This is a genomic window from Aphanizomenon sp. UHCC 0183 (assembly GCF_009712065.1).
GTDB lineage: Bacteria > Cyanobacteriota > Cyanobacteriia > Cyanobacteriales > Nostocaceae > Dolichospermum > Dolichospermum heterosporum.
This window is the reverse complement of the sequence record NZ_VILC01000070.1, coordinates 1-11,302: the sequence shown is the minus strand read 5'-3', so window position 1 is coordinate 11,302 and position 11,302 is coordinate 1. Positions and strand designations below refer to the sequence as shown.

At 39.8% G+C, this 11,302-nt stretch carries 8 protein-coding genes and 1 pseudogene; 3 read left to right on the top strand and 6 right to left on the bottom strand.

The features are described from left to right. Nucleotides 1-159 precede the first annotated feature (159 nt). Entirely contained in the window at nt 160-3,438 is a 3,279-nt protein-coding gene (drmD, locus tag FJR37_RS19375) for a DISARM system SNF2-like helicase DrmD (RefSeq protein ID WP_371416146.1), read from the bottom strand. A 690-nt stretch (nt 3,439-4,128) separates the two neighbouring features. On the opposite strand from drmD, the gene FJR37_RS19370 reads away from it, so the two are divergent. Then, on the top strand, nt 4,129-4,512 hold the full coding sequence (locus FJR37_RS19370) for a hypothetical protein (protein ID WP_168466869.1): 384 nt from the start codon (nt 4,129-4,131) through the stop codon (nt 4,510-4,512). A gap of 316 nt (nt 4,513-4,828) precedes the next feature. On the opposite strand, the gene FJR37_RS19365 is transcribed toward FJR37_RS19370, so the two are convergent. The 5 genes and pseudogenes from FJR37_RS19365 to FJR37_RS19350 form a co-directional block, all read right to left on the bottom strand. After that, nucleotides 4,829-5,668, bottom strand: a complete 840-nt coding sequence (locus tag FJR37_RS19365; protein ID WP_168466868.1) for an SWIM zinc finger family protein — start codon at nt 5,666-5,668, stop codon at nt 4,829-4,831. A 12-nt stretch (nt 5,669-5,680) separates the two neighbouring features. Next, entirely contained in the window at nt 5,681-7,285 is a 1,605-nt protein-coding gene (locus FJR37_RS27805) for a DEAD/DEAH box helicase (RefSeq protein WP_371416147.1), read from the bottom strand. A gap of 117 nt (nt 7,286-7,402) precedes the next feature. Then, a pseudogene (locus FJR37_RS27800) lies at nt 7,403-7,750 on the bottom strand (SNF2 helicase-associated domain-containing protein); the annotation flags it as partial. Nucleotides 7,751-9,253: 1,503 nt separating this feature from the next. Then, nucleotides 9,254-9,457 carry a hypothetical protein gene (locus FJR37_RS19355; protein WP_152608791.1) on the bottom strand — a complete coding sequence of 68 codons (204 nt, stop codon included), beginning with the start codon at nt 9,455-9,457 and terminating at the stop codon, nt 9,254-9,256. Between the two features lie 257 nt (nt 9,458-9,714). Then, nucleotides 9,715-10,302, bottom strand: a complete 588-nt coding sequence (locus FJR37_RS19350) for a Crp/Fnr family transcriptional regulator (RefSeq protein WP_168466866.1) — start codon at nt 10,300-10,302, stop codon at nt 9,715-9,717. A 232-nt stretch (nt 10,303-10,534) separates the two neighbouring features. Here FJR37_RS19350 and FJR37_RS19345 point away from each other — a divergent pair, with 232 nt between their 5' ends. Both FJR37_RS19345 and FJR37_RS19340 read left to right on the top strand, forming a co-directional pair. Further along, nucleotides 10,535-11,017: an Rrf2 family transcriptional regulator gene (locus FJR37_RS19345; protein ID WP_039199316.1), complete on the top strand. Its 483-nt coding sequence runs from the start codon at nt 10,535-10,537 to the stop codon at nt 11,015-11,017. Nucleotides 11,018-11,035: 18 nt separating this feature from the next. Continuing rightward, on the top strand, nt 11,036-11,302 hold a 267-nt coding region (locus tag FJR37_RS19340; RefSeq protein WP_168466865.1), incomplete at its 3' end, for a pyridoxal-phosphate dependent enzyme.

The window sequence follows — 11,302 nt, the reverse complement described above, 5'->3', positions numbered from 1 at the left end:
GGGTTTTTTAATCAGCATTATAACGAGGTTTTTTTTGGGTTTTTAGTCCTCTTTTAGAGGACTTTCGCTATTAGACGGGGAATTTTATTCCCCGGTGTTTGTCGTGCTATCAGATGGGGCATTTTATTTGCTGGTTTTGCTCCCGTGATATTACACCCCCTACCCGGAAATCGGCCATAAATAAATCACGCCGACCGGCTCAACCCGCACTGCTTTGACTTGGTAAGCGGCTTCAATTCGGGCTGGTTCGGAAATCAATTCTAATGCGATCGCTTTGAGGCGTTTTTCCCAATGGCGACGGTCTGCATCTACTTGACGCTGTTCCTCGATAATTGGCAGAGATAACTGCACAGCTTGAGAGTCTTTCTGACAGTTGAGAATTCGCGTCTGTTGTTCTTCCAGAATCTTTTTCATCTCAGCAGCTTCTTTAATCCCCCGATTAACTAGCTTTTTCTTGGCACTTTCCGCCAAAATTTCGGCGCGGCGTTCCAAATGGGGAATTAATTCGCCCACATCTTCAGCAGCACTTTTTTGTAGTCGTTCTTTCACTGCTGACGGAACTTCTAGTAAATGGGGGGAAGCCAGGGAAGTTTCCAGTAATTCCAGTACGTTGTCTTTCTCACCTTCTTTTAAAGGTTGAAGCTTCTTGCGTCCTCGGCTGATTGGGTCTAACCACTCCGATGCTACTGCAATTACCTCATCATGTAAGCGAGCCGCCCGTTCACCATATAAAGCCAATCGTCCCAAGGCTATAACTTTGGGCATGGGGTCATTAGTTAGACATACACAAGCACGGGTTAATTCATCGTGCAAGAAACCCTGAGATAAAAATCGGCTCAGTAACCGTTGGACAATTCTGTGTTCTAAATGCAGATGCACCACATCCCCATCTAAAGAACCAGGATCTCGAAACACTACCGGGCGAATTGGTGCTTCTTTCCGCCATTCCCAGGGCTTTTGTCCGATTTTTCGCGGTGTTCTTAAAGTATCAATTGTTGTTGACCATGTGGGATCTGCACCAGTTTGCTGGTCAAGGGCGGGAATTGTCCACCGGGCGGTTACAGGGTTGTTAGCAACCTCGTTTACATCTACAGGTGTGAGGGAAGGAACGCCGAGAATTTCTAAAGAAGCGGAAATAGCATCACGGAAGTGGTGGTCATCTAGTCCCAACCAATCCCGCGAGTTTTTTAACATTGCTTGTAAATTCTCGACCTGTTTTGTCAAATCTTGTTGGCGGACTCTGGCTTGCTCCAGTTCCTCATTAATCACCCCAGTTCCTGCTCCTAGTGGGGACGTTGGGCGAACCCCGGCAACGGATTGGCTCACCTGTGTACTTACTATTTCCTGGTCATTGATTTGTTCAGCTTGATTAATAGAATTAGTAATATTACTTACGTCTTGATGGCGAATGCCATGAGCGAGTAAGCGCGACATATTTCTTTCGACAACTGGTGCTAGACTACCGAGTTCTTGTTGAATGGTGGCTGTTTTCCGCACCAATATATCTAATACTTTGTCTTCTGTGCGTTGGGGTAAAACAAAGTAATAACAATGGACAATCGGCGATCGCTGTAATTTGCGGTCAATCCGGCCATTGCGCTGCTCCATCCTGGATGGGTTCCACGGCACGTCAAAATGGAACAGGTCAGCACAATTGTTTTGCAGGTTTACCCCCTCCCTTGCCGCATCTGTGGCAATGAGAATCCGCAGGGGATGACGGGCAGGATCGGCATTAAAGGCACTTTTAATAGCTTCCCGGCGTTCTTCTCCCATACCCCCGTGAAAGACCTCTATGCGTTCATGTTCACGGTGAGAATTAGCGATCGCCGTTTGTAACTGTTGTTGTAGATAACGTTTAGTATCTGTATATTCTGTAAAGATAATTACTCGCCGTTCTAACCAAGCCGCATTGGCTTCACCCAATTGAGGACAGAGATTTTGGCGAATCCACTCCACCAGTTTGTGAATCCGCGGATCTGGTTGGTAGCGAGAGGAATTAGCTACATCTGCCATTTCATCTAAAATTGCTAATTCACGGGCTGTTTGTCCGGCTGCTTGCATAGTAGCTGCTGCCATTTGAGCATCTTCTTCTGCCTCTATTTCCGCTTCTAAAAATTCTGCCCGTTCGTCATCAGCACTAACTGACTCCAACAGCAACGGTAAACTGACTTTATGAATGGCAGGACGGTTAGCCGCTTGCTTTTCTACCGCCGTCCGATGTACTTTTAAAGTCCGTGCAAATGCCTCAATCGAAGACAATAACCGCTTTTGCAGTGAAGTAATTACCAGCATCGCTGTCGTCTGGGTGGACTTAGCCGCATCCTTGAGTCGTTCCTCCCGCAAACTCCGATATTGTTGCAGCAATTGGGATAACTTAAGTTCTGGTGCGTCTTCTGGGAGATGATCAATCACTATCGGACTCACGAAACGTTGGGGAAATTCTTCTCCTATCTCCCGTAAGTCTTGCTTTAAACGGCGTACCATCACAGTGTCTAGCAATTTGTGATTGCGGACAGGTACTCCTCGACAAAAACGCTGGGGGTCGAGGATTTCTAGTAAAGCCGCAAAGCTGTTGGAATGTCCATTGTGGGGAGTAGCAGACAAAAACAGCTTGTGTTCAAAACGCGGTGCTAAATCTCGTACAGTTTTGGTAAGTTGGGAATCAACCGCATATTTTGCCCCACTCGCAGGTGCAGCATTGTGGGCTTCATCGAGAATGAGCATGGAGGCAGGAGAAAAATCACTCAGCCAATCTCGTAATGGTGCAGCATAGGTTTCATCTCGCAGCAAGGCATGGGAAATAATAAACCGAGTGTGTGTCATCCAAGGGTTAATTCCATAACCCCGTTCTTGACGACGGGCAGTAATAAATTCACGATCAAGAATCATAAATGTGAGTCCAAACCGACTCTCCATTTCTTCTTGCCATTGTCTAACTACAGATGGTGGACAGGAAATCACTACCCGGCGAACTTTTTGCCGCATTAACATCTCGCGCAGTATTAGCCCTGCTTCGATTGTTTTACCCAATCCCACATCATCGGCAATAAACAAGCCGACTCTAGGCATCAGCAAGGCTTTACGTAGCGGTTCTAGCTGATAGGCTTTGACTTCTATTCCTGCCCGATAGGGAGCTTGAAAAAGTTTGGCATCTGTGGAAGTTACGCAATTCCAGCGTAATGTGTGCAAGTAGGCAGAGAACAACCGGGGATGATCAAAGCCTCGATTAGCGATGGATTCCCATGATGTCACCCCGACGATTTTGGCATCTATTTCTCGTTCCCACAGGACTTCCAGGGATTCTCCCAAGGCATCATCTTCTAAGCAAGAAAGACTAACTTTAGTATCTTGTTCTGGTGAAGGCTTAGGCACTACTTCTTCCACAAGATACTGGCGCGATCGCACACGCACAATCTGTCCAGTTACAATGTCAGTCACTTGTGTTTTCCTTTTTGTGACTGGACTGCTATTCTTCCTCCTCTAATCATGAAAAACTTACTCCCCTAAATGATCAAATAGACAATATGCTCAACAACTGTCAAGGTTTTACTTACCTGATAAGTAGGTGAGCGTTGAAAATTGTCGTTATGGCAAGGCAAAAGGCAAGAGGCAAGAGGCAAGAGTGAAGAGGGTTTGGGCGATTTTACATTTCTTTACACAGTTTGGTTTTATTGTGTTCACCTACTTATAGCAATTGGTAGATTAATTGCTATAATAAGCACATCTTAAAATAATTGCAATTACAAGTAGAAATAATACAGTAAATAATCAGTAAAACCAGTGTCATCTGCCTAAAGTTAGATATTGAAACATGGCTTGTATTATCCAGTCAAGCAGTAAGAATCTCATTTTTCACTAACAAACATGATAATTACTGGCATAAAAATTACTAAATCTTGATTCAAAATTCCCTTAATGAAGTGTATAATAAATAGTAATAAAATTCATTATTTAATTTGTGAAGCCATTGAGCAATATTTGGTTGCGAAACAAACAACTAAGAGTAAGCCACAAAATAAATGATCCTGTTTTGTCATGCTGAGTGTAGCGTTCGCGGAGCGTGGCGTTAGCCATAGCGAAACGAAGCATCTCAAGAGATTCTTGCAACGGTCAAATTTTCTAAAACTTATGAAACTATCAGATTTATCACCAGAAACTTTAGAAAAAATCAAACTGGTTAGGTGGGATAGGATTATTGAAAAACATGAAGGACCAGAAGATTGGTCATCGGTTTTGCAATATGGGGAACCGGAATTTATGGAAATTGATGGATATCCAGTATTATTACCTGTGGATAAATCTCATCACCCCAATATTTCCATAATCCGTTATATTTGGGCTGAAGATAAAAAATCACTCACGCTATTTTTATCGGATACCACCTATGAAGATGATCCCTTCTTTTCTGGTTTTATGACAGTTTGCGATCGCCTAAAAAATGAAAACTTTTTTCTAGCAATTTTGTATCATGAATGGTTTATTATTGAAAGACCAGAAATTTTTGAGATATAAGCAACAAATGGAAGTATTATCAGGCAATTCTCATTGGACTCTGCCTCTTAACTAATAAAGGATACAGAATAAAATGATAGGAAATTAATGTTATATCCGTACTTATCAGAGGATGTTTGAAAAGTATCAGAATTAATCGAGATCCCCCCAACCCCCCTTACAAAGGGGGGCTAAATTCCTCAAAGTCCCCCTTTTTAAGGGGGATTTAGGGGGATCTGCGGATGTCAGATCCCACACGAAAAAGTTTTCAAACAACCTCTAAGGCTTTCAACCTACGATGATGTACTTTGACTTGCGCCTGCGGTACTATTTAGGCTCACATTAAACTTTGATTTTTTGTTTTCACCCGTTGATAAAGTTCCTCCATTGTTTCAATAAAAGAATTATCTTTATGCCAAAAAGCCGGAAAATCGCCCTGTTTCTTAACAAGAATTGCCGAAACACCACTAGAACTTGGCACTTCTATAGTTTGCGGTAAACGCTTTGTTCCTAACCAAAATTCTCTCACACTTGGCTTTTCCTCAACAGATTGTTTTTCCAACTTAGTATAAAACGAAGTAGAAGATTCTAAACTAACTTCTTGAGTATTCAATTCCTGTGAAAGTGCTTTACCTAAATTAGATTTAGCCAGTTTATTCTGAAGTTCCTCCTTTGATAACCCCCGCAATTCAAATAACAGAAATGGGTTATTATCCAATTGGGACGCAACTAAATAATAAACCCCAGCAATATGTTTACAGGGATTAGCATAATCTGGACAGGAACATTTAGTTTGAAAGTCTTTACTACTATGAGGTAATAAATTTAATCCCAATTGCTTAAAAGTATCTTCAATATTCTCTGGGACTTCATTTAGCAGCAATCTAGAAACAATACTAGCTTTAGATGATAGCTTGTCAATAACTTCATTCCAACTGCTTTTAGGAATTGATTTAATTTCAATAGAAATATTGTAAGTTGGTTCTTTATACACGCCAAAGTAAGGATTAACTGAACCTTTTACTCTAGCAGTAATGTGATTTTGTTCAATTTCAAAATTCAGAACTTTACCACTACTTGCATAGGAACGTCCTCGTTGCAAGCGACCATCATCAGTAAAATTTTCTAATGCTTTAATAAACCTATCACCCCACCATGTCCGACTAAATTTAACCATATTACTATATTCTCACTCCAAAATTGCACTTTTATTTAAAGCAATTAATTGTTTGAAAGCATCATTATCTAACTCAGTTAACCAAGATTCATCATTGCCAACTACAGCATTAGCAAGTTTTTTCTTATCTTCTATCATCTGATCAATTTTCTCTTCTAAAGTACCAATAGCCACAAATTTATGCACAAACACATTCTTTTGCTGTCCAATCCGAAAAGCTCTATCTGTGGCTTGATTTTCCACCGCTGGATTCCACCATCTATCAAAATGAAAAACGTGATTAGCTTTAGTTAAAGTAATCCCTACACCACCTGCTTTCAATGATAAAATAAACACCGATGCTTCTGTATCAGGTTCTTGAAATTCCGTAATCATCTTTTCTCGACGTGGACGACTTGTGCCACCATGCAAGTAGTAAGTATTGCACCGTAAATTGTGTTTAATGTATTTTTCAACTTGTTCACATACCTCCGTAAATTGACTAAATATCAGTAAACTTTCCCCTTCAGAAACAGCTTCATCTACCATTTCTACTAAGCGGCTAAGTTTGTGAGAACGTTCTGTTGAAAATTCGCTATTATCCTGTAAAAACTGAGCAGGATGGTTACAAATTTGTTTCAACTTCATCAAAGTAGAAAGAATTAATCCTTTGCGTTGAATTCCTTCGACCGTTTGTAATTTCTCTTCTACATCTTTGACCACTACTTCATACAATGAAGCTTGCTCTTTAGTCAAATTGGTGTAAAGTTTTTGTTCAACTTTATCAGGTAAATCGTTAATAATAGATTTATCTGTTTTAACCCGACGTAAAATCAAGGGTTCAACTAATTTCTTCAGGGTACTTGATTTTATTCTGTCGTTATCTTTTTGAATGGGAATCTCAAAAGATTTGCGGAATTGTGCTTCTTTACCCAAGTAACCCGGATTAAGAAAGTTAAAAATTGACCATAAATCTAACAATCGGTTTTCCACCGGAGTTCCTGTTAAAGCCAGTCGGTGTTTAGCTGAAAGTTTGAGAATAGCTTTAGTTTGTGCAGCTTTAGGATTTTTAATATTTTGCGCTTCATCTAAAACAATTCGTTGCCACTTCACACTATGCAGTAGTTTTTCATCTTTACGAGCTAAGGTAAAGGAGGTAATAATGACATCATTTTGTTGACAAGCGGTTTTGAAATCAGCCAGGTTTTGTAGGCGATCGCTCCCATGATGTATCATACTTTGCAGATGCGGAGCAAATTTAGCAATTTCCTTTTGCCAGTTACCAACCACGGAAGTAGGTGCAATTAACAGAGTTGGTGGCACATTAAATAATCTTGTTTGTCCGTCCCCCCTGTTGCCTTTCTCCCCCTTATTTCCCTTATTTTCCCCATCTTCTTCATCTCCCCACCTTCCTATCTCCTCCTCAGAGGAAAACAATTCTCGCTCCTGAACAAGTCTAGCAATTACCTGTACCGACTTACCTAAACCCATATCGTCTGCTAAACAGCCATTTAAACCCAAACGTTCCAAATATTCTAACCAAGCCACACCACGCTTTTGATATTCGCGCAGATTACCTTGCAGATTCAACTGGTCAGAAATTGGCTCTAAACTACTTTTATCTTGTAATTTCGCCATCATATCTGACAAAATCTCATCATGTTCAATATCCCAATCTTCCCCAGATTCAGCATTACGTTGGAGAAATTCCAGCACAGACATCTCTGGTTTTTCATCACCATGAGATTGCCAAAATTCTAGTAATTGCTGCATTTTATCTCGGTCTAATTCCATCCATTGACCGCGAAAATGCACTAAAGGAGCTTTAGCATTAATTAATTGCTCCCATTCTTGTTTAGTAACAGCTTGCTCACCAATTGCTAATTCATATTCATACTGCACCAAAGAATCTAAACCAAAATAGCTTTTGTTTTCTCCTTTAGTTGCAGAACGACTTTTACCGGAAGCTTTGAGTCGCAGTTTAGCACGACGACGACCAGCAGGGGTATACCAAGCCGGAACAGTAACTTTAAAACCTGCATCTTCTAACACCCAAGCACTTTCTTGTAGGAATGAAAATGCCTCTTCTAATGTTAGTTGCATTCCCACGGGAGTATCTGTTTCTAATCCTTGCCATAACTGCGGATACATTCGTGCTGCATATCCTAAATTTAACAGCAAATTAGTTTCAAAGTCTTTGCCATACTCCTTCTGTACACCTGTTTTAGACTTTTGACTCATTGACCAATAATCTGCTAAAGGTAATTTGAGAGAAGGATCTTTTTTACTAGATACTAAAAACTGCATTTGCCAGTTATCTATTTGTTCAGCAGCAGGTGAATTTAATTGAAAACACAGATAAAAAGGTAATTCTGATTGGGAGCGAGTGATTTTACCTTTCCATGTTTGCCATTGTTTGTACTCTTCTAAAGTTATATTCGTTGTGCGGTAATTATGTTGTTGAGAAAAACAATAGTAAACTAAAGAATCCGTAATTTGTTTGTCAAAGGCAGCAGTAGAGGGAGTGTGAGTAACTAGATTATGGAGGATAGATTCAGAAAAGTGACGTAACAGCGTTTCTTCATCAAAAAACTCAATATTTTCATTTTCTACGTTTGAACCTGCCACACAAATCAAGGGCATATATTCAATATATTTTTGAATATTAGCTTCATATTGCTCAGAAATAATTGACCAACCAGCATAGATTTCAAATGCAGGCGGAATCGGTTTTTTACTTTTACCTTTGGGTGGAGGAGTTTCTAATTGGCGATATTTAAGAGTCGGGATATATTGGTCTTTAAGAATTATTTGTTTGAATGATTGCGTATAGTGATACCAAAATAATAAATCAGAACCGAGTTGAATATCACTCAGGTTATTAATTGCTAAGAAATGGATATCATTGAGCAGTCTAATAATATTAATTGCAGGCGTATTGTTTTTAACAGGCGTTAATGGTTGATAACAATCTACTTGCCAATATTGAAATTCTGTATATTCTTCTGGGATTTCTATTTCTAGATACTTAATTAATTCTGGTGAAGGTAGGGGTTGATGATCGGCAGTTGGTAAAGCAAAATATTTAGTAGATATGCGTTGGCTTAATTGGGGTGCTGGTTCTTTAATTCCCAATTCCTGGACTAAGAAGTTGATTAATTCACCCTTAGCTAGATGTCCAGGATGAATCTGTTGTTTATGATTGCGGCTAGTTTTTGGTACAGGCGTTTCTATCCACAGATAAAATGACCCTGATTGAATAAAGTCAGTTTCTGCGTGAGGTATCCAAGTGCCATGAACAATTTTCATAGCTTTATTTCCATCATCTATAAAGATAAACTTTAATATTTAGCATACATGGATTTGGTGAGAATATTTTTTAAATTGTAAGAATATGCCTAATGATAGGCTACTAGTCTGTCAACCCGAAAATGACGGGTGAAGGCAAGCAGGGGGAGAAGAGAGGTAGGGGAGGTAGGGGAGGTAGGGGAGGTAGGGGAGGTAGGGGAGGTAGGGGAGGTAGGGGAGGTAGGGGAGGGAAGAACAGAAGTTTTTTCCGATCATTACCCGTCAAAATAAATTTGACGAACTACTACACTGATACTTTTAACCGAGACATTCGCCGACATCTGAGATATCGTGAATATCCAGTATAACATCACCAACTGAGTTAGTGAAGGTGGTATCCCACATTGCCTTAGAACATAATTCTAAGGCTCTTGATTGTCTATTAACGAGTTCAATACCCAAATTTTCTCTAGAACTACCAAGTTTTCTAAGGAAAGGTTTATTTTCTTTGTAGCCATTCAAGTCTATTCGGAACCATTACAGTTACTCAAAATATTTATTGACTTTAAATTAACTACAAAACTCTCGTATACATATATAATATTATGAACCTATTGTCGGGAAATGTCAATAGATGCCTGAAGATTTGATGTCCTATTCTTTGCTCTCCTGAAATTATCAGCACCATACATCAATTTAACTAATTCGCTGTAACTGTAAGTAACCCACTTTCTCTACTCCCTTTCCACTGGGTGTGCGTTGTTTTAGTATTTTCCAAATTAAATTTCATAATACCAAATATCCTCTTGTCGCACGATAATTCGATGTAGAGGAAGTCTATCAATCAATCCCTCCTGTTCCAATTGTCCCAGCAGACGAGTGATAGTTACACGAGTAGAACTGATCAGCGCTGCTAAATCTTCATGAGTTAGACGCATATCAATTAAACGTCCTTGTTCTACTTCTGAGCCAAATTTTTTTGATAACCATCCTAATAGTTGAATCAGCATAGTCTCTACTTTTTTATGGCTGCGAATCACCATTAATTCTTCCGCTTGTTGAATGTGATAAAGCAAAGTTTCTGTGAACTGATGCAAATCATCCACAGGTAAAACAGTTGCTTTGACTGTGGTTAAACATTCCATCCGATAGGGCTTCATTTTCGAGAGAACTTCACCAACCACATCTCCCGGACCCCATAATCCCAAAGCTACTATCGTACCGTCTTCTAGATAAGTGTATGTTATCACAAAACCGCTTTCTATTCGCCATACAGCATTTTTTTTAACGGGTAATAGCGATCTTCTGGTGAAATGCTTGTGAGTATTGTCAGTAAATGATTGAGTCAAACCTGTGTATAATGACATTAGTGTATGTATTACTAATTTCCGATGTAGTAACCGTAGTATAGATTATTCTTGATCTAAAAAGTATTGTGTTCGGATAGTTTATGGAAAATATTCAGCAAATTTGACAATGTTGCACATAATCACCTTAAATCCGATAGAGTTATGGTATTTTACTTATTATAGGTGTTACCATATCACATCTAACACCCAAAAGTAAAATCATTCCGGTTAAAAGCCGATAAATCTATCAATGTACAGTAGTATTCTGAATACAGATTTGAATAGTCAAAACTACGCTCTTCTGGATCTTTCGGCAAAAGTGGAATACGCACTCTTAGCACTGTTAGAACTCGCCAGCCATCACGATAAAAAAGTTCCTTTGACCATGAACGAGATTGCGGCCAAGCAACCCATACCGGAACGCTATCTCGAACAGATTCTCACTCAAGTGCGGCGTGCGGGTTTGGTACAGAGTCAACGTGGCTCAAAAGGCGGTTTCCTGTTAATGCGTGAGCCTTGGCAAATTACTTTGCTAGAAATTGTCACCTTGGTAGAAGGTGAACGGAAAGACAAAGAAAGCTCTGAGACTCCGACGATAGAAAAAACTTTGGTTCTGGAAATCTGGGAAAAAGCTAATGCGGCTGCAATTGAGGTTTTGCGTAGCTATACACTCCAAGATTTGTGTCAAGAAAGAGAGACTCGCGCCCAAAATAATCCCATGTATTACATTTAGTTATCAAGAGGTTTGTCCATGCGAATAGCCAAAAATATCACCGAGTTAGTGGGTAAAACGCCCTTAGTACAGTTAAACAAAATTCCTCAAGATTCAGGAGCATTGGCACGGATTGTTGTCAAACTAGAAAGTATGAATCCTGCGGCTTCTGTGAAAGACAGAATTGGCGTGAGCATGATTCAAGCAGCAGAGGAACAAGGCTTAATTATTCCTGGTAAAACTACTTTAGTTGAGCCAACTTCTGGGAATACAGGCATTGCTTTAGCAATGGTTGCAGCCGCTAAA

Coding starts and splice junctions, on each gene's coding strand:
- FJR37_RS19370 (WP_168466869.1), top strand. CDS start 4,129: ATGAAACTATCAGATTTATCACCAGAAACTTTAGAAAAAATCAAACTG.
- FJR37_RS19365 (WP_168466868.1), bottom strand. CDS start 5,668: ATGGTTAAATTTAGTCGGACATGGTGGGGTGATAGGTTTATTAAAGCA.
- FJR37_RS19350 (WP_168466866.1), bottom strand. CDS start 10,302: ATGTCATTATACACAGGTTTGACTCAATCATTTACTGACAATACTCAC.
- FJR37_RS27805 (WP_371416147.1), bottom strand. CDS start 7,285: ATGGCGAAATTACAAGATAAAAGTAGTTTAGAGCCAATTTCTGACCAG.
- FJR37_RS19345 (WP_039199316.1), top strand. CDS start 10,535: ATGTACAGTAGTATTCTGAATACAGATTTGAATAGTCAAAACTACGCT.